Annotated in this window: 17 protein-coding genes; 16 read left to right on the forward strand and 1 reads right to left on the reverse strand. The window is 44.0% G+C overall.

Features of this window, described 5'->3' with window-relative positions; genetic code table 11:
- The first annotated feature begins 472 nt into the window (after positions 1-472).
- The 5 genes from HQN88_RS10815 (at position 473) to HQN88_RS10835 (ending at position 6,887) form a co-directional block, all read left to right on the forward strand.
- The gene (locus tag HQN88_RS10815) at positions 473-1,438 is read left to right on the forward strand and encodes a putative sporulation protein YtxC (RefSeq protein ID WP_173110916.1); all 966 of its coding nucleotides are present in this window, start codon (positions 473-475) and stop codon (positions 1,436-1,438) included.
- A gap of 357 nt (positions 1,439-1,795) precedes the next feature.
- A complete protein-coding gene (gene thrS, locus HQN88_RS10820; RefSeq protein ID WP_173110918.1) occupies positions 1,796-3,730 on the forward strand; it encodes a threonine--tRNA ligase in 1,935 nt (644 codons plus the stop codon).
- A gap of 375 nt (positions 3,731-4,105) precedes the next feature.
- Positions 4,106-4,588, forward strand: a complete 483-nt coding sequence (locus HQN88_RS10825; protein WP_420794136.1) for a 3D domain-containing protein — start codon at positions 4,106-4,108, stop codon at positions 4,586-4,588.
- 316 nt (positions 4,589-4,904) lie between these two features.
- Positions 4,905-6,428 carry a methyl-accepting chemotaxis protein gene (locus tag HQN88_RS10830; RefSeq protein ID WP_173110920.1) on the forward strand — a complete coding sequence of 508 codons (1,524 nt, stop codon included), beginning with the start codon at positions 4,905-4,907 and terminating at the stop codon, positions 6,426-6,428.
- A 78-nt stretch (positions 6,429-6,506) separates the two neighbouring features.
- The gene (locus HQN88_RS10835; RefSeq protein ID WP_246320161.1) at positions 6,507-6,887 is read left to right on the forward strand and encodes a hypothetical protein; all 381 of its coding nucleotides are present in this window, start codon (positions 6,507-6,509) and stop codon (positions 6,885-6,887) included.
- A 45-nt stretch (positions 6,888-6,932) separates the two neighbouring features.
- Here HQN88_RS10835 and HQN88_RS10840 read toward each other — a convergent pair whose 3' ends face one another.
- A complete protein-coding gene (locus HQN88_RS10840) occupies positions 6,933-8,222 on the reverse strand; it encodes an ammonium transporter (RefSeq protein WP_173110922.1) in 1,290 nt (429 codons plus the stop codon).
- A gap of 271 nt (positions 8,223-8,493) precedes the next feature.
- Between HQN88_RS10840 and liaF the strand changes: the two genes are divergently transcribed.
- From liaF to glnA, 11 genes are all read left to right on the forward strand, one after another.
- On the forward strand, positions 8,494-9,552 hold the full coding sequence (gene liaF, locus HQN88_RS10845) for a cell wall-active antibiotics response protein LiaF (RefSeq protein ID WP_246320162.1): 1,059 nt from the start codon (positions 8,494-8,496) through the stop codon (positions 9,550-9,552).
- A gap of 9 nt (positions 9,553-9,561) precedes the next feature.
- Positions 9,562-10,602 carry a HAMP domain-containing sensor histidine kinase gene (locus tag HQN88_RS10850; protein WP_173110924.1) on the forward strand — a complete coding sequence of 347 codons (1,041 nt, stop codon included), beginning with the start codon at positions 9,562-9,564 and terminating at the stop codon, positions 10,600-10,602.
- Positions 10,599-11,249: a response regulator transcription factor gene (locus HQN88_RS10855; RefSeq protein WP_173110926.1), complete on the forward strand. Its 651-nt coding sequence runs from the start codon at positions 10,599-10,601 to the stop codon at positions 11,247-11,249. Before HQN88_RS10850 ends, HQN88_RS10855 begins: the two co-directional genes overlap by 4 nt.
- 102 nt (positions 11,250-11,351) lie before the next feature.
- The gene (locus HQN88_RS10860; RefSeq protein WP_173110928.1) at positions 11,352-11,765 is read left to right on the forward strand and encodes a YugN family protein; all 414 of its coding nucleotides are present in this window, start codon (positions 11,352-11,354) and stop codon (positions 11,763-11,765) included.
- Between the two features lie 139 nt (positions 11,766-11,904).
- Positions 11,905-13,500: a S1C family serine protease gene (locus HQN88_RS10865; protein ID WP_173110930.1), complete on the forward strand. Its 1,596-nt coding sequence runs from the start codon at positions 11,905-11,907 to the stop codon at positions 13,498-13,500.
- Between the two features lie 114 nt (positions 13,501-13,614).
- Positions 13,615-14,304, forward strand: a complete 690-nt coding sequence (locus HQN88_RS10870; protein ID WP_173110932.1) for a response regulator transcription factor — start codon at positions 13,615-13,617, stop codon at positions 14,302-14,304.
- Position 14,305: 1 nt separating this feature from the next.
- A complete protein-coding gene (locus tag HQN88_RS10875) occupies positions 14,306-15,796 on the forward strand; it encodes a sensor histidine kinase (RefSeq protein WP_173110935.1) in 1,491 nt (496 codons plus the stop codon).
- Between the two features lie 46 nt (positions 15,797-15,842).
- The gene (locus tag HQN88_RS10880; RefSeq protein ID WP_173110938.1) at positions 15,843-16,799 is read left to right on the forward strand and encodes a 4-hydroxy-3-methylbut-2-enyl diphosphate reductase; all 957 of its coding nucleotides are present in this window, start codon (positions 15,843-15,845) and stop codon (positions 16,797-16,799) included.
- A 36-nt stretch (positions 16,800-16,835) separates the two neighbouring features.
- Entirely contained in the window at positions 16,836-17,375 is a 540-nt protein-coding gene (locus HQN88_RS10885; protein WP_173110939.1) for a DUF2062 domain-containing protein, read from the forward strand.
- 153 nt (positions 17,376-17,528) lie between these two features.
- Positions 17,529-18,572 (forward strand): 3-deoxy-7-phosphoheptulonate synthase, encoded by a 1,044-nt coding sequence (gene aroF, locus HQN88_RS10890; protein WP_173110941.1) that lies wholly within the window; start codon positions 17,529-17,531, stop codon positions 18,570-18,572.
- 239 nt (positions 18,573-18,811) lie between these two features.
- On the forward strand, positions 18,812-20,236 hold the full coding sequence (gene glnA, locus HQN88_RS10895; RefSeq protein ID WP_057315401.1) for a type I glutamate--ammonia ligase: 1,425 nt from the start codon (positions 18,812-18,814) through the stop codon (positions 20,234-20,236).
- Positions 20,237-20,288: the final 52 nt, after the last annotated feature.

A 20,288-nucleotide genomic window follows, 5' to 3' on the forward strand; every position in this document is an offset into this window, starting at 1 on the left:
GTCGACAAAACCGACTAACTCGAGTGAACTCAAGGTCCTCCACCCCGAGTTAGTCGATAAAACCGACTAACTCGAGTGAACTCAACACAATGAAATTGCCCAAAATCATCAATGTTTTCACCAATTTCTTCATCATTTTAAGCGAAAATTAATCTATGCTTCAGGTAACCGCGGGTCAATAAGAGTACAATGGGGGGACACCACAAATTCGAGATTGAAGATCGGAGTGATTTTTGTGAAACTGCTAAAAAGCTTTGTACAAGGATTCCTTTTTGCTTTCATCTCTATTGGTGCTCTCCCATTCTTACTGGTTAAGACTCTGCTAGAGCAGTTGTAACACGCCACCTTATTTTTGAGAGGGGCAGCCAAGTGCTGCTCCTTTTTTGCATGCAGCCTTCTTCCGCAAATGGCAAATTGTTCGTTGTATATCTCCCTTGTATCGACCATATACTCTTAAGAGGAGGATGCATAGATGGAAGGAGTGAGCAACATGGAACTGTTTGCAATTGCCCTAATCAATGTCGAGGAATCCTATGTACGTTCGCTGAGCGCGCAGGTGAAGCAAGCGCTGCAGCATTTACATATCGCCCAGAATGGGTTAACGGCTACTTACACTTGGAGTGAAACACGTGCTTTTATTTATGTGGAAGTGGAAGCGGGAAGTGTGATCCACGATCCACATATACATGAAGCTGAAGTACGAGCTTGCCTAGCTGAAGTGTTGGCGAGCCACATTGTAGCGGACAAGGAATCCAGCATTGTACGTAACTTGATAACCAAGGATTTTAAATATGAAAAGCAGTCGGACATCGAGGCCATCGAAGGTTACTGTAAGCAATCCTTGATCCAAGAGAGTGAGCTGGAAGGGTTGCCGCTGATGAATAGCTCCCCAAGTCGGCTTCGTCGAATTCTGCTGCTCAAGGAACAGATTAACGCATTGCTCGAGGAGAATACGCAGATTAGCTTGGATGGTTTCCTGAAATTCCGAATTCAGGAGTATAGGGAAGAACTAAGAGAAATTGCCGAATATGCGATTGATGAGTTTATGATGGACCGCCAGTATCAGGAATTTATTTCGCTTCTCCAATATTTCGTCTATATTCAAGAGGCTAAAATACCTGCAGCGCATCTCATTCACAAAGGTGGCCATGAGTTCGTTATTCTGAATGATCGAATGGAACCCATTGATGCGAATGAGTTTGATTCCAGCTTTCGAATGGAAATGTTGGAAAAGGACATCAATTTCGAGGATATGATCGTGAGCACACTGATCACAGTCTCACCTGCCAATATTTACATTCATACACGGGATCCTGAATTAACGATTATTAAGACGATAGGGCAAATCTTCGAAGATCGTACCTCGGTGTGCAGTTATTGCCGCACGTGCGACCTTTATCTCGGAGAGGCTAAGAAGCAGGATCAACTATCCCCTTGACCTTGCCCCTCTCGCCATTTATAATAGTGATCGAAGGCGTTAGTATCAAAGACAAGAACTTTCTGTATGAACTGCTCAGAGAGAGGAGACCAGGCTGCAATCTCCTTCAGCGAATCGGATTGTTTACCCCTTTGTAGCCGTATTGTGGAATTCGACCTGACTTGCAGGTGCGATACTATACAGTACCGGAATCATTCCCGTTAACGAATGCTGATGAGGATTCGACTTTCCCTTTGGGTTAGAGCGAATCGAACTAGGGTGGAACCACGAGCTGAGCGCACTCGTCCCTTTATGGGATGAAGTGTGCTTTTTTGCGTTCAATTCACTATTCACTTACACAATTAGGAGGCAGGGAAGATGGTTGTACAAGTAAAATTACCAGATGGCGCAGTGAGAGAGTATGCAGTGGGGACGACTATTGAGCAAGTGGCGGAGTCCATTTCATCCGGTCTGAAGAAAAATGCAGTGGGTGGTAAAGTAAACGGGAAATCCGTGGATTTATCTTTCGCTTTGAACCATGATGCGGATGTTGAAATCTTAACGCTGGATAGCGAAGCAGGTCTAGAAATGTACCGTCATAGTACAGCGCATTTGATGGCACAAGCAATCAAGCGAATTTATGGCAATAAAGCAGTTAAGCTCGGAATCGGCCCTGTAATTGAGGACGGCTTCTATTACGATATCGATTTGGAAACACCGCTGAACCCTGAAGATTTGATCAAAATTGAGAAGGAAATGGAGCGCATCTCAAACGAAAATTTGGCGATTACACGCCGTGTTGTTTCCCGTGAGGAAGCGATTCGTATTTTCACCGAGATGGAAGATCCGTTCAAGCTTGAATTGATCCGTGATCTACCGGAAGATTCCGTTCTTACAATTTATGACCAAGGTGAATTCTTTGACCTGTGCCGCGGACCGCATTTGCCGTCAACAGGACGCATTAAAGCGTTCAAATTGTTGAGTGTTGCTGGTGCTTACTGGCGTGGAGATGCAAAAAACAAAATGCTGCAACGTATCTACGGGACTGCGTTCCCTAAGAAAGCGCAACTGGATGAGCATTTGCACTTGCTTGAAGAAGCGAAGAAACGTGACCACCGTAAACTTGGCCGTGAGCTCAAAATGTTCGCATTCTCACGTGAAGTTGGTCAAGGTCTACCGCTTTGGCTGCCAAACGGCGCGAAACTAAGACGCACAATGGAGCGCTATATCGTTGATTTGGAAGAGCGTCTAGGTTACCAACACGTATACACACCTGTGCTTGCTAACGTTGAGTTATACAAAACTTCCGGACACTGGGATCACTACAGTGAAGATATGTTCCCGAAAATGGTCATGGACAATGAAGAGCTTGTCCTTCGTCCGATGAACTGTCCTCACCATATGATGGTTTATAAGAGTGATATGCGCAGCTACCGTGATCTGCCGGTTCGGATCGCTGAGCTGGGCACGATGCACCGCTACGAAATGTCAGGCGCTTTGACTGGTTTACACCGCGTTCGTGCAATGACATTGAATGACGCGCACATCTTCTGCCGTTTGGATCAAATTAAAGAAGAGTTCTCGCGCGTTGTTACACTGATCCGTCAAGTATACGCTGACTTCGGAATTACTGATTATCGTTTCCGTCTTTCCTATCGGGATCCGAAGGATACAGAGAAATACTTCCAGGATGATGAAATGTGGGAAACTTCCCAACGGATGCTTCGCGAGGTTGTTGAAGAGCTTGGTTTGCCTTTCTTCGAAGCAGAAGGTGAAGCGGCATTCTATGGTCCTAAATTAGATGTTCAAATCAAGACAGCGTTGAAGAAGGAAGAAACACTTTCGACTGCGCAAATCGATTTCTTATTGCCTGAACGCTTCCAGCTTGAGTATACAGGGGAAGATGGTCAGAAGCACCGTCCTGTCGTGATTCATAGAGGAATCATCTCTACAATGGAGCGTATGACAGCTTTCTTACTAGAGAATTTCGCTGGCGCGTTGCCAACATGGTTGATGCCAACCCAAGCGAAAGTGATTCCTGTATCACCTGCTTTTGAGGAATTCTCCAATCAGGTGACAGACCGACTTAGAGAAGCTGGTATTCGCGTTGAAGCGGATAATCGGAATGAGAAGTTGGGTTACAAAATCAGAGAAGCACAGCTTGAAAAAATTCCTTTCATGCTCGTTGTCGGTGAAAACGAAGTGAAGAGTGACAGCCTGTCCATCCGTAAACGGGGGCAAGGCGATCTAGGTACACAACCGATTGATCAAGTCATCGCCATGATTCAAGAAGAAATCAAAAACAAACTGTAACTCCCGTTTGCTCCTATAAGAAGCAGAGAAGTGCTAGTCACTTCTCTGCTTTTTTGCGTTCTCGAAATCCTTTTAGATATCAATAAGTGGTTTAAAGATGTGAATAAGTGGTTAAAAGAAGGACATGTTATACAGTGAGTCTGTATGTGGAGGTTTAGTGATGAAAGGAAATGGAAAGCCTACATTAGTAGGGGGAGGCTTAAAACGATGAAAATAACCGATACTTCGAAGCAATCCAAGTGGATTTTGGCATGGATGGTGCTTACCGTTCTGGTCGTGCTTTTCGGAGAAGAGGCTAGTTATCAAGGGAACTATAGGGCGGCAAATACCGATACCCATATACGAGATCAACGGGACAATCAAGCAGGTACGGTCATGTCAGTTGCACGTCCTGTTGCGCAGGAGCATCAACAACAAGCGAGTTACCGCTTCATTCCCAATTTGGAAACAGATTTATCCAAGTACACGGCAGTTGAAGTAACAGCAACCGGGTATTCTGCGGGTAAGGAATCGACAGGAAAGACTCCGGACCATCCTACTTATGGCATCACGTATTCGGGTATTAAGGTCATGCGTGACGATAAGGCGTTATCGACAATTGCAGCAGACACGAGAGTGTTCCCGTTAGGTACCGTACTGTTTATTCCAGGTTACGGTTACGGGGTTGTTGCAGATACAGGAAGTGCGATTAAAGGGAAGAAAATTGATCTGTATTTCAACACGAAGGACCAGGTATATAAAGAATGGGGTAAAAAGACGGTCAAAGTGTTCGTGGTGAAAAAGGGGAATGGCAAAGTCACAGAGGTCATTTGGAAGCAGCTTAAGGATGAAATACTTGCTCCAGCCAAAGCGCTGTAAGGTTCGATTTTGTTAAAAAGAAATTCATAAAAAATCCTGTTTGGGAAAAGATACTCATACAGGAGGTGATTGACATGGCAAAGAACAAGAACAACAAGAAAGCATCGCAAGACGCGGAATTTGCTACTGAAGTAGCGGTACCTAATAAGCAGCAACAAAACAACACACAAAACCAAAATAAATAACAAATAGCTTTGTTGAAAAGACGGAGATCCGAAAGGGTCTCCGTTTTTAATTCTTTTCAAGGCCTCCTATATTCGATATAATGTAACAAAAACTAACATTTTGTTCCTTTTGGGAGGAGTTCCGGTTGCGCATGTGGACGGATTCAAAGCAGAGAGCTTGGTTCTACGGTTTTGTACTTATTGGTATGCTTGTAAATGTATTCGCTTTATTTTCTGCTTCGAAATGGGTTGCCGTAGTTAGTGTCGCTGTTTTTCTCTTAATGGGTTTAAGTGGATTACTGAGTTTAAGAGCATCTGGTAAAGAGCGAGAACAAGGGGCACTCCATCACGAAGAACAATTCCGTACGTTTATTCAAGAATCTCAGGTTGTTGCGGATCGACTAGCAGCGGCAGTAGAAGAAGTCAATCGTTCCATCGGACATCTTCTCCAAATTGCGGATGCTTCTATTCAAGGTGAAGAGGAATTGAAGGGGCGCAGTCAACATGCCGCAGGGCAGCTCCAGGAGGCATTTGCTGCGATTCAACAAGTGGCTGCAGCTGCTGATCAGATCTTAGATTCGTCGTTACATATGCATCGTGAAAGTGAACAAACCAAAGATACCGTAGTGGATGTTTGTCGATCCTTGAATGCAACAGATGAAGTCATGAACGATTTACACGTGAACAATGATACGATGCAGAAAAAAATTCAAGATTTAACCGAGCATACGTCGAAAATTGAAGAGATTAACACGTTTATTACGGAGGTCGTTGCTCAAACGTCATTGCTTGCCTTAAATGCATCTATTGAAGCGGCTAGAGCTGGCGAACATGGTAGAGGCTTTTCTGTGGTAGCGCAAGAGATTAAGAAGTTAGCTGCGCAAAGTCATGAAGCGGTTCAGAAGTCATCTGAGCTTCTTGCTGATATTGAAAGTGGTGTTGCGCAAGTAGTCGCTGCTGTGGCAGAAGAGAAAGCTTCAGTGACACATGGTATTGACGAGATGAAGGTGATGAAAGGCAAGATCGATACGATCTTTTCATTGATCTTGCATGTGAACAGTCTAGTGGCAAGTACGACTAGTTCAACGAAGCACCAATCCTCTCTCGTTACTGGAACGAGAACATCTTTAGGGGAAGTCGTCGATTTGATGAATGAGACGATGGCGAGTGTTGAACATACGCTGGATCAAATGAAGAAGCAGCGGCACGAGGTTTCGAGATTGCAACATATTAATCAGAATTTGGATCGTTCTTCCGCTGAGCTCATCACGGCCATACAAGCTGTTGGCATGAAGAGTAAGCAAGGAAGCATTCATGTCAACATTGAAGAAATGAAGCAATTATTGAATGCTCTTGTTCGTGTACCTGACATCAAATCCCTAATAGAAGATAAGCATGCCTCGCACCTACATGGAATTTTGAAGAAAACAGCAGGGATTGAAGCGATATGGTCGAATCGTGGGGATGGCACCTTCATCTACTCTCAGCCAGAGGCAGGCTTAGTGAATGCTAAGGGGAGAGAGTGGTGGAAGCGTGCAATGGCAGGTGAGCTCTTCATTTCGGACGAGTACGTGTCAGCTATTACAAAAAAACCATGCGTCACATTGTCAAAATCCGTTATAGATGACATGGGAACGCCTATTGGTGTCGTTGGAATTGATCTTGTGTTAAATTAATAGTTCTCAAACCACTCATTTTAGTGTAAAATAAGATTACTGTTATAAATCTTGACACGGAGAGATAGGTGATGGAACATGCTGCAAGCATTACGATCGGATGGTATGCCTTTAAGAACAACTAGGAAAGCTGCGGAGGTACTTCCCTTCTTGGAGGCTTTTATTACGCGGAAAGAGCAGCAAGCTCGGGAAATTGAGCAGGTTGTTGAGCGATATGAAGTGAAGAGAATGAAAGAAGAGCGGGCTTATCAAACCATGTCATCTTTTCGACGCATGTTAACCGGGAAGAAGCCTGATCATCATCTTGCTGTTGAATATATTCATTATGTGAAGAAACCTATGGAGCAAGTAAGAAAGCTCCGTGCCGAAATCGAGCAAGCTAGACAAATTATGAATGATTCTAAACCTGGTGACGATATTATGTTTCCAGAGGAATTTGAAGACATATTCTCATCATAAAATAAAGAAGAGGACACTGCGTGTGCGGTGTCCTCTTCTTCTTATTCATTGGTTATTCTTCAAATGTTGTAAGTCCAAGAATCCTTCTTCTTGGCTGTATGCTGGAACCCCATGTGATCCAACATCTAGGCCAATCAACTCTTCGTCGCGGCTCACACGTAAAGGAACGATAAGCTTTATGAGTTTCAAGAAAACCCAAGTGATGAAGAAGCCCCACGCACAGACAGTGACAAGACCGAGCGCTTGAACGCCCAGGAGGTGGAAGCCTCCGCCGTAGAATAATCCAGCTGTTCCTTCGCGGATCGCGTCCGGCTTCGCACATAAGCCAACAGCGAGGGTGCCGATGCTGCCGCTGATCCCATGTACAGGGAAAGCGCCAACGGGGTCATCGATCTGTCTAGCTTCCAGCATCTCCGTTGCGTAGACCATAGCAATTCCGCAGATTGCGCCAATGCAGATCGCTGCTGCATCACTAACGAATGCGCAGCCTGCTGTTATTCCGACGAGTCCGGCGAGTGCGCCATTAATCACCATGGGCGGATCCGCTTTGCGATAACGCATCATGGTAAATAGGATGCAGGCCGCACAACCGGCTGCGGCGGATAGCATTGTGGTGACTGCGATGTGCCCAATCGAAGTGTTGGTAGCGCTTAACGTACTCCCAGAGTTAAATCCAAACCAACCGAACCACAAGATAAATGCGCCTACAGAGGCAAGCGGTAAATTAGAGGGGGGGACAATGTTAGCTTTACCATCGGCAGAGAATTTACCAATTCGCGGACCGATAATCATAGCTGCGGCGAGTGCGGAGAAACCGCCAAGACCGTGGATGACAGCGGATCCAGCGAAATCAACCATGCCAAGCTTGCCGAGCCAACCGCCAACACTCCAAACCCAATGGCCAGCAATGGGATAGATTAATCCGGTCATGGCTATCGTATAAAGAATATAAGCGCGGAAATTGATGCGTTCTGCTACTGCTCCGGATACAATTGATATTACGGCGATAACAAAAGCACATTGGAATAACCAATAGGTATCATGTGAGATTGTCAACGCGATGTGGGATAAATCTCCGCCCATGAAAAAACCTGATGAACCTATGAAGCCCCCGATGTCTTTACCATACATAAGTGCAAAACCAAAAAAGTAAAAAATAAGCGCACCGAATGAGATATCGACAAATACTTTCATGATAATACTTACGGCATTCTTTTGTCTGACAAACCCTGCTTCTAGTAAGGCAAATCCGCCTTCCATTAATAAAATCATGGCAGCAGTTAATACGACCCAGATTGTGTCTAGGCCAGAAGTAAGTTGTTGGATAGGATCCATTCCTGTAATCTCTCCTTATAATACTTGCGTTCTCAGCCCAATTATACGGTTCTGATGATAACGATGTCAACGGAATACGTAAGAATACATAACATCTATAGTGAATTGTTCGTCTTATACGACAGCCATGTTAGGTTTTCTTGTGTAGGCTTTCGAAATATCGGTCTAGAGGCGGAGATCGCCTTCAATCTAACGTCTCTTTTCATTCCACCTTGTATCTTATAAACTAGAGTTATCTTAACAACGCTTTACACAAATGGAGGAAGAACGTATGAATCCGCATATGTTTCAAAGAATGATTTGGGGGCTTGTACTCGTATCCGCGGGCACACTCTTTTTACTAAATCAATTAGGAATTATTCAAATTGATATCGGCTATTTAGTATCAACGTATTGGCCTGCAATTCTGATTTTCTATGGGCTGATTGGCTTTGTCTCACAGCGAAAGTATCATTGGGGTGGATCCCTAGGCAGTTTGATGATGTGCGGCGTAGGAACTATATTTCTTTTGAAAAATCTAAATGTAACCGACCTTTCTATTGGAGAAATGTTTAAATTTCTTGCACCGGTTGCTTTAATACTTTTTGGTTTAAATGTGATTTTCAAACCGGGTAAGAAAGAGTCGCCTGAGTGGCCATCTATTAAGAAGGCGAAAGATGAAGAAAGACAAGCTCGACGAGAAGCGAATCGAGCACGACATGCCCAGCATAAGAAGCAATGGGAGTCCGGGAGTTGGAACATATCTGGCGATTTCTCTGCAAATGCCAAAGAACACATAGATCCTGCTTCAGTGAGTACTAGGAAACATGGCCTTACTGACGAAGAGAAGGAAGTATTGAAGGATATCCACGGCACGTATCCAAAGGACGAGGACCATGTTGAATGGAAGGAATCCAAACAGCAACAGCAACATAAATATGATGGCTTCGTTCGTAATTTTGATTCAGGCAATGTTCTACACCGTCATGGTTTTATTGGCGATGTTCACCTTGGGCAAGAGGCTTGGGAATTAAAGCCTGTTCAGATCTCGCACTTTATTGGCGATTCTGTTATCGATCTTACTCGTGCGTCCATTCCACGTGGTGAGACAACCATTCATGTTACGGCTTTCATTGGGGATGTGAAGATTTTCATCCCGAATGATATGGACGTTGAGGTTCGTGTCATGGCAAGCTCCTTCATTGGAGATATGAAAGTTCTTGATCGACGTGAAAGTGGCTTTCTGCGCAATATTAGAACGCAAACCTCTCATTATGAAGAGGCGGAACATAAAATTGTCGTGACTACAAGTATGTTTATAGGCGACATTACCATTAAAAAGATAGGTTAAGGATGGAGTATGTACAAATTGCGAATGTTCAATATGAAGTGGCAGCTGCTGAATTACTTTCTAATCTCGAGTGTAATAACGGTTTCAGGTATTTATATCGTACTTGAATATTATGAGAAGGAACTGAGTTCTTGGGAGTTCCGTTTGTGGTTCGCTTTCGCGATTCTTGTTGTGAGCTTATCCGTAGGTTTCATTGCAACTAGAAGATGGCAGCGCAAGGTAGATGAGCTTCATGTTGCGATGCTGGAATTGTCGAAAGGGAATTTCTCTGTTCGAATCGATATGGAGCCAGTAGAGCCCTTCCTATACTTATATGATGCTTTTAACAGCATGGCAACTTCGATTGAAGAACGCGTCCAACTGATGCAAAAGTTAGGGGAAGCCGAAGCAATACGAGATCAGGAGCTGACAGAGAGCGCTGTGATGGAAGAAAGACGCAGACTGGCGAGAGATCTCCATGATACAGTGAGCCAAGAGCTATTCGCGATCCATATGTCGGCTTCTTCTCTTCCCAAAATATTAGAAAGAAATCCAACGGCTGCACCAGCGCTAATGAATCAGCTCATTGAGATGTCCCATCATGCTCAGAAGCAGATGCGAGGCCTCATTTCACAACTAAGACCGATCGAATTAAAGGATATGAGCTTACAAGAAGCCTTGGAGAAATGGTTTCCGGAATATTGCCGGACCCATGAACTTCAGGGTCAACTTGATGTTTCGCTGCCTGAAATGATTTCGGAGGCGATAGAACATCAGTTTTTTCTTATAATCCAAGAAGGGCTTGCGAATGTCATTAAACATGCCTCGGCCAAACAAGTTCGATTGGCGATCTATGAAAGAGAGCATCAATATGTGCTGCAATTGCAGGATGATGGTCAAGGTTTTGAACGAAGAGACATTCCTTCTGCTTCCCACGGCCTGTCAACTATGAGAGAACGAGCACAAAAGCTAGGCGGAGAAGTGGAGATTGATAGCAAATTAGGCTCAGGAACTCGTGTGCGCGTTCGTATTCCGCGATTTTCAGGGCATTCAGGGGGAAAACAAGAATGAATCCGAACATTAAAGTAATGATTGTGGACGATCACGACATGGTACGAGTGGGACTGCGTACTTACATTTCATTGGAGCCTGGTTTAGAAGTAGTGGGGGAAGCGTCGAATGGGCAATCTGCCTTTGATCAGTTGAAGGAAGAAAGCCTAACATCACTGCCAGATGTCATTCTAATGGATTTAACGATGCCGGTATTGGATGGGATTGGTGCGACGAAGCTAATTTGTGAGAAGTTTCCACAGATAAAGGTTATTATGCTGACCTCTTTTCTGGAGGAAGCCAAGGTACTGGAAGCTGTTGAATCCGGAGCTATTAGTTATATGTTGAAGACTGTTTCTTCCGATCAGTTGATTCACGCGATTCAGAGTGCACACCGCGGTATGCCTGTCATGAATGCTGAAGTGTCGCAAGCTTTGACTAGAGGCATTAGACAGCGGAGTGAATTACCGGAACAGGAAGGCTTAACAGCTCGGGAACGTGAAGTACTTCTTTTGATTGCCGAAGGGAAAAGCAACAAGGATATTTCCGAGGAGCTTTTTATTAGTATCAAAACAGTGAAAACACACGTAAGCAACTTGTTGATGAAGTGTGAGCTTGATGATCGGACGCAATTAGCGATTTTCGCTCATCGCAAAGGATGGGTTTAACAGAACGAACAAATTGAGAGACTATCGCACATAAAAACGTCGATTTGGCACATTCTATGCGTAAGTAAAATAATATGAGCGCTTAAGGAGTGTAGAGTCGCTATGAAACCACTAACTTCCTCACTGGAGCAGGTACAGGAAACATTTGATAAGGTGCGTGCCCAGCTAGAACAATTTAATTTTAACTTGGGTGGCGGTTGGGATTATGACCATGGCTACTTTGATCGATCGCTGGATGAGGCGAATAAAGTTTGGCTGCGAATTCCCGTTCAAGTCATCACGGGCAGAATTGAAGGCGATGTGGAAGCGACGGATGCGGTCGTTGAGGTAGGTACTCCTTTTGTTCTGAAACATGTATATAATGAAGGATTAGATTCTGAAGCTGACATGGAAACAGCAGGCGCATTGGTGGATCAGTTCCAAGCACCACTGGATTCTGATGCTAGTATTGAGGAGAAATGGGTGAAAGAAGCCGCAAACGTATTAAAGACAGTTGAAAGTGCATGGATTCATTAATAAATGTCCTATTTTTACCTCCATTTTATTGTTTTTTAATATTCGTTTAAGGTTGTGAGTGCATGATAGACACATAGAGAACAACATGATCCTTCAAAGAGAACATGCACTTATAACTTTAATTATGGAGGTAAGACCCATGGATGAAAATAAAAAAGACTACAGTGACTTTTTTAAGCCGCAGAATAACGATAACAACGAGGATACTGCACGTGAGCAGTCTCGAGCGAATGAGGGGCAAGAGCCTAACAAAGAAAGACCTTCCTACTATTACTCCTATGGGCCTTACAAATCTGCTTTTAATGAAGAAAATGAAGGTCAATCCTTAACAACTTCTTCTACAAGCTCGGAAGGTACTTCAAATGTAGAAGTAACACCGCCTAAGACGCTGCGTCCCTTCAGCTTTGGTTCGGAGAATGCACCTCAAGGTCCAGCGGCGTGGGATCCTAATGCGAAGAAGCGTTCTTCGGTAAAAAGCATTTTTGCAGCATTCATGGCAGGAGCGCTCGTTGTAGGTGCGTTAATGTTTACAGCGGATAAAACGAACATGTTTTCAGGTAATCAACCACTAGCTTCTGGTTCAAGTTCAGCGACAACCGTAGCTAATAGCTCCAATAGCAATGGCGGTGAAGTAAAGAATGCTGCTCTTGATGTGGTTCGCCCAGGTAATATTGCTGCGATCGCTCAAAATGCAGGACCAGCCATTGTAAAAGTTGAATCACTCGTGAAGCCGAAGGCATCGAGTCGCAGCAATGGTGGAAACTCACTGTTCGATGATCCATTCTTCCGTCAGTTCTTTGGCGATAATGGTGGTGGTCAAACGACACCTAAGAGTGGTCAGAATGACGCAGGAAGCGGACAATTGCAACCAGCGGGTATGGGAACTGGCTTTATTTTCGAAAAAACAGGCTATATCTTAACGAATGAGCATGTAGTTGACGGCGCGGATGAAATTCAAATTACCGTAGAAGGCTATGATAAGCCTTTTAAAGCGAAATTGTTGGGTAACAGCTACGATTTGGATTTAGCCGTACTAAAAATTGAAGGAACGAAAGATTTCCCTATCCTTCCTCTTGGTAAAGCTGATGACGTAAACGTAGGTGATTGGGTTGTTGCAATCGGTAACCCTTACGGGTTCGACCACACAGTAACCGTAGGTGTACTTAGTGCCAAAGAACGTCCAATTAGTATCCCTGATGAGAAAGGGACGCGTGAGTATAAACATTTACTACAAACAGATGCTTCCATTAACCCTGGTAACTCAGGTGGTCCTCTCTTGAACCTTAACGGTGAAGTTATTGGGATCAATACAGCAGTAAGCTCACAAGCGCAAGGGATTGGTTTTGCAATTCCAACAAGCACGATTTCTTCTGTACTAGACAATTTGAAAAACAATGTAACTATTCCCAAAGAACCCGTTCCTTACCTCGGTGTTGGTCTGCAGGATATCGGTCAAGATTGGGTTAATGAATTGAAGCTTTCTAATACAGATGGCGCTTTGGTTGGTAGCGTTCAACGTAAGAGCCCAGCATTCACAGCAGGCTTGCGTCAATATGATGTGATCGTTGATTTGAATGGCACGAAAATCAAAAACTCTCAAGAGTTGATTACGAAGGTTCAAGGAACGAAGGTTGGCGATAAAGTAACGCTAGGCATTATTCGTGATGGTAAGCGTACGGAAGTCCCAGTTACGGTAGGAGATAAAAATACACTTGCTGAGACACCAGCTCAGTAAGCTCCAAGCATTTAATTGAAGGAAGTAGAGTCCGCGGCCTCAAGCTTGCAGGCTCTGCTTCTTTTTGCTAGGCGGTAATTTTGCTACAATAGAGGGTAGAATGGGGGCGGACCAATGAGAGAGAATATTATGGTTATTGATGATGATGAGAAAATCACATCCATGCTGAGACGTGGCCTGGCTTTTGAAGGCTATTTGGTTACGACAGCAGCTAATGGTTTAGAGGGTCTTAAGCAAATGTTGGTGACAGAACCGCAGCTTATTATTTTGGACGTCATGATGCCTCACATCGATGGATGGGAAGTCGTTCGTCGGATTCGTGAAAGTGGCAGCGAAGTGCCGATCCTCATGCTAACTGCGAAAGATGATATTAGCGATCGTGTCAAGGGTCTGGATTTGGGCGCAGATGATTATTTGGTCAAGCCATTTGCTTTGGAAGAATTGCTTGCGAGAGTGCGAGTATTACTTCGTCGGAGAACGGAAAGACCTGAACAGATGAACAATCGGCTCAGCTTTGAAGATGCGATTCTGGATTTAGATACCCGTGAGGTTTTCCGCGCAGAGAAGCTGATTGAATTAACAACGAAAGAGTTCGATTTATTGCATTTATTCATGCAGAATCCGAAGCGAGTTCTGTCGCGAGATATCATTATGGAGAAGATTTGGGGCTACGATTATAGCGGTGAGTCTAACGTCTTAGAGGTGTACATAGCTTTGTTGCGCCAGAAAACAGAAGAATTCGGCCACAAACGTTTGATTCAAACGGTCCGAGGAGCAGGCTATGTATTGAGAGGGGAAAATTAAGATGTCGCTTCGCCTGCGGCTTACGCTATGGTATTCAGGCATATTGGCCATCACGATGCTGCTTTTTGGCATTGTTCTCTATTTCTTCTTGAACTATTTCCTTTATGATCAAATTCGTCAAGATGTGAAAAGGGAGGCCGTCAATAGCTCCACTCGTATTCAAAAAAGTATCGCTCTTTCTCAGAAAGGGCTGGTTGTTGATCTCGAATTAGAAAGCAGAGATATTTATTCCACCAATACGTTTTTACAATTATATAATATCGCGCTAAAGAGTTATAACCGATCAGCAAATTTACTATATTATGATCAGACGCTGCCTATTAGCCAATCGACAATTGATAAACTGCAACGCCAAGTAGATAAAATGGAAGATGAGATTGGTTATTTTGAGAAGACGAAAATTGTAAATCAGGATTTTCTGATCTACCATCTAGGCATAACCGATAATAAATCCAAGCTCATTGGCATTCTGCAATCAGCTGTGCCGATCGGAAGCTATGAGAGAACGGCCGTCACGCTGCGCTATACGCTTATCATTTGGGCAATCTTAACGGTTATCGTCGCTGCTTCCTTAGGCTGGTTCCTGGCTCGTAAGGCGTTGAAACCTATTGAGCGAGTGATAGATGCCGCGAATCAAATCGAAAGCGGAGATGATCTAGAGAAGCGCATCCACTATGATGGACCTCTAGATGAAATAGGCCGGTTGACGAATACGATTAATGGTATGCTATCGCGTATTCAAATTACGTACGTGGAATTAGACGAAGCCTATCGTGCACAGCGACGATTCGTATCGGATGCATCGCATGAGCTTCGGACACCCCTAACAACGATTCGTGGGAACGTGGATCTGCTTGAGAAAATGTGGAAGCAAACGTCGGGAACCAAAGAACTAGCTACGCCAGACCAGGTTCAAATGTCCTTGGAAGCTATGCACGATATTGCTGGGGAAGCACAACGGATGAGCAGGTTAGTCAATGATTTGCTCGCGCTTGCGAGAGCTGATGCTGGTGTTCTAATGGAGAAACATCCGATTGAGTTCAAGCCGCTAGTTCACGAAGTCGTAAGAAGGGCGCAACTGCTCGAGCATACGGCTGAATGGCAAGTAGGGGATCTTGATGCGCTCGAAGATGCTATGGTTCAAGGAAACCGTGATTACCTGCAGCAATTGTTGTTCATCTTCATTGAAAATGCGTTCAAGTATACACCTACGGGCACTGTCGCCATTGAGGCGATACGCAGAAACAGTTTTATTGGCATACGAATCTCGGATACCGGCATAGGGATGGATAAAGAGGATATTCCACATATTTTCGATCGCTTCTATCGCGCGGATTTATCTAGAGGGGTTACGACGGGTACGGGGCTTGGTTTATCGATTGCCAAATGGATCATTGATGAGCATGACGGATCAGTGGAAGTCACCACTCGGAAGGACGAAGGAAGTACCTTTTTAATCTGGCTGCCGGCAAACTTCCCACATGCCATATAATCAGATATAATTAGAAGAAATACAATGGTTTAGGTAGGTGGAACAGATGGAAGTTGTTCGAATATCCCCCAGAGGTTACTGTTATGGGGTTGTTGATGCCATGGCTCTCGCCATGCAAACCGCTAAAAATTTAAATCTTCCCAGACCTATATATATCTTAGGCATGATTGTTCATAATGCGCATGTCACTGATTTCTTCAAAGAGGAAGGAGTCATTACGCTTGATGGCGAGAATCGCCTTGAGATTTTGCAGCAAGTAGAGACAGGGACTGTTATTTTCACAGCGCATGGGGTATCTCCTGAGGTAAGACGCTTGGCGCGTGATAAAGGACTTACTGTTGTGGATGCAACATGTCCGGATGTAACGAAGACACATGATTTGATTCGTGAAAAAGTAGCAGACGGTTATGACATTATTTATATCGGGAAAAAGGGTCATCCAGAGCCAGAAGGTGCGATTGGCGTAGCACCAGATCATGTTCACTTGATTGAGAAGCTGGAAGAGGCTGAACACCTCAATTTGACGTCGAATCGAGTTATCATTACGAATCAAACCACGATGAGCCAGTGGGATATTAAACATATTATGAATCGGCTGTTAACACTTTTCCCAAAAGCTGAAATTCATAATGAAATTTGCTTAGCAACGCAAGTTCGTCAAGAAGCTGTCGCGGAGCAAGCAAAGGAAGTTGACCTGGTTATTGTCGTTGGAGATCCGAAAAGCAACAATTCGAACCGTCTGGCTCAGGTTTCACAAGAGATCGCTGGCGTCATGGCATACCGAATTTCAGACGTTTCTGAATTGAATAGAGAATGGTTGGCGAATGTTCGTAAAGTAGGTGTAACATCAGGGGCTTCCACGCCCACACCGATCACCAAAGAGGTCATTACCTATTTGGAAAATTACGATGCGAAAGATGAAACCAGTTGGGAAATTAAACGTACTATTAATATGAAGAAACTAATTCCCCCTGTTAAATCAAAAGCAGCAAGTACCGTGTAATTCCTGCTTATTCCACTCGACGGGATTGAAACTAGCATGCAAAGTTCTCAGAAGGTGAAAATGATGAAAGCTCGCTACGATTGGAAAAGTACTAAACGTTGGTTCAAATTCAAATATTTACTTCTTTTACGTGCCAAGGGCGGTCCTTCCATGGTGGCAAGAGGCTTTTCGATTGGTTTATTCGTTGAGATGTTTACATTACCGACTGCAGGATTTGCGTTTGTTCTTATTTTTCCATTGGTTTATCTACTAAGAGCGAACCTGCCTGCGGCTTTAATTGGCTTTGTGTTCGGTAAAGTCATCTATATACCTTTTTCCATTCTCAATAAGCAAGTCGGGGAATATTTAGTGCCCAAGCATTTTAAGATCTATCTGATCCACCATTTACCGCATCTCCTCTCTAATATTATTCGTAGCGGTTTGGATTTAATTGTCGGTGGGATGGTCGTTGGTCTTTTTCTTGGTCTTATTGCTTATTTCCCGGTCGTGCTCCTGCTCAGGTACCACACGAATCGCCGTAAAGAAAAACGTAGAATACGTAAAGATCAGTTAGCTCCTGGGGAATCAAAAGAATAGGTAATAAATTAGCGCTTGACGAATTCTCGTCAAGCGTTGTATATTTACTTTAGCGGTTAAAAGCATAAAAGCGTAGAAGCGAACAAGCGTTGAAGCGTGTCAGCAAAATAATAAGCAATTATCCCATAATAAATAATTAGGAGCGTGGATCACATGATCGCAATTACATCAAACAAAACTTCGGATGAGCGTATTCAGGAAATCGTGCAATTTATCGAAAAGCAAGGGGTTCAGGCGCATGTTTCCAAAGGAGAGGATCGTACGGTAATTGGGATCATTGGTCAAGCGGATCCGAAATTAGCAGAACAGCTTCGCCAAATGTCAGGTGTTGAGCAAGTCGTGAAAATTTCGAAATCCTACAAGCTGGCTAGTCGTGATTTCCATCCAGCCGATACGGTTATTTCTATTAAAGGTGTGGAAATCGGTGGTGAACAACTTGTCGTCATGGGTGGACCGTGCGCAGTAGAAACACCAGAGCAGATCGATGAGATTGCTCGCTTAGTGAAAGCAGCTGGCGGACAGGTGCTCCGCGGCGGTGCGTTTAAACCAAGAACAGGTCCATACAGCTTCCAAGGTGTTGGTGTGGAAGGGCTGATCATGATGGCTGAGGCCGGCAAGAAACATGGCCTACTTACTATTACAGAAGTCATGACACCGGAGTACGTTGATGTATGTGCGGAATACGCGGACATTCTGCAAGTAGGTACGCGTAATATGCAAAACTTTGATCTCCTTCGCAAGTTAGGAACGATTCAAACACCAGTCTTGCTCAAACGTGGATTCAGTTCTACGTATGATGAATTCTTGAATGCTGCTGAGTACATTCTCGCTGGCGGCAATCCGAACGTTATGCTTTGTGAACGCGGAATCCGTACATTCGAGACCTACACACGAAATACGTTAGATTTATCAGCAATCCCAGTACTTAAATCGTTGAGTCACTTGCCGGTTATCTCAGATCCAAGTCATGGAACAGGACGCAGAGAATTGGTAGTTCCAATGACGAAGGCATCTGTAGCAGCTGGAGCGGATGGATTAATTATCGAGATGCATACAGATCCGGACAATTCAATGACAGGAGACGGTGTACAATCGTTGTTCCCAGATCAATTTGCCCATCTGTTATCTGACCTGGAGAAGCTTGCTCCATTACTTGGTAAGAAATTTGATACGAAGAAAGAGCCTATTTTGGCGTAATATATGGTTTTCGTTGGAAAGGTTTCTCCAGAAATGGGGAAACCTTTTTCCTGTTTTTGGATTTATGGCAATTGTGGGAAAATAGTGTAAGAATAGCTTACACTCCTTTAAAAAATACCTGACATAAGTATTGACTGTGTTAGAGGAATCGCTATATAATATGTGAAAGAAAACAAGCAAAAGTTGAACATTAATCATGCAAAGTACGTTGAATGTACGGAAATGGGAGGGTTTTTTAAATGTCAGTTCAAAACGTGTTGAACCTTATCAAGGAAAAAAATATTGAGTGGGTAGATTTTCGTTTCGTTGGTCTTTCCGGTAAAGCGCAACATATCTCTTTACCATCTACAGAAGTAGATGAAGAAACTTTCGTAAATGGCGTAGCTTTTGACGGTTCATCTATCCCAGGATTCCGTGGTATTGAACAATCTGACATGGTAATGATGCCAGATACGGAAACTGCTTATGTGGATCCTTTCACAGCACACCCAACACTAGTAATTATGAGCAACATCCATACACCTGAAGGCGACCGTTATGACCGTGATCCACGTAGCATCGCTCAAAAGGCTGAAGAATATTTGCAAACAACTGGCGTAGGTACTACTGCATACTTCGCTCCTGAATCCGAATTCTTCATCTTTGATGATGTTCGTTTCGAGAACGGTATGAACAAATCCTACTTCGAAGTTGATTCCGAAGAAGCTGGTTGGAACACGGGTCGTAAAGAAGAAGGCGGTAACCTTGCTTATAAAGTTCCAGTTAAAGGCGGTTACGTTCCTGTAGCTCCAATCGATTCCCAACAAGATATCCGTTCCGAAATGTGTAATAAGCTTGCTGACGCAGGTCTTCGCATTGAGCGTCATCACCATGAAGTGGCAACAGCTGGTCAAGCTGAAATCAACTTCCGTTTTGACACATTGACTAAAACGGCTGACAACCTTCTTAAATACAAGTATATCGTTGCTAACACAGCGAGAGAATATGGTAAAGTAGCTACATTCATGCCGAAACCGCTATTTGGCGACAACGGTAGCGGAATGCACGTTCATATGTCCATTTTCAACGAAGGTAACCCTTTGTTCTACGAAAAAGGTTCATATGCTAACTTGTCCGAAATGGCTATTAACTACATTGGTGGAATCCTGTATCACGCTCCAGCGTTGATCGCGATCACGAACCCAAGTACAAACTCCTTCAAACGTCTAGTTCCTGGTTACGAAGCTCCGGTAAACCTTGTATTCTCCAAAGGTAACCGTTCCGCTGCAGTTCGTATTCCAATCGCAGCTGTGACACCTAAAGGTTGTCGTATTGAGTTCCGTACACCTGACAGCACAGCTAACCCATACCTTGCTTTCGCAGCAATGTTGATGGCTGGTCTTGACGGTATCAAAAAGAAAATCGATCCACGTGCTCTTGGATACGGTCCTTTCGATACAAACATCTATGAAATGTCTGATAGCGAGAAAGCTGAAATCCGCAGCGTTCCTGGTACATTAGACGAAGCTTTGGATGCACTTGCTGCTGATTCCGACTTCTTGCTTGAAGGCGGCGTATTCACACAAGATTTCATCGATAACTACATCGACTTGAAACGCGGCGAAGCGAAACAAGTTGCAATCCGTATTCACCCACACGAGTACAACCTTTACTTCGATTGCTAATCTTTAGCACTCATACGATATGAACATAGAAACTGCCCCTTCATAGGACGCT

The sequence above is a fragment of the Paenibacillus qinlingensis genome (assembly GCF_013204845.1).
Classification (GTDB): Bacteria; Bacillota; Bacilli; order Paenibacillales; family NBRC-103111; genus Paenibacillus_E; species Paenibacillus_E qinlingensis.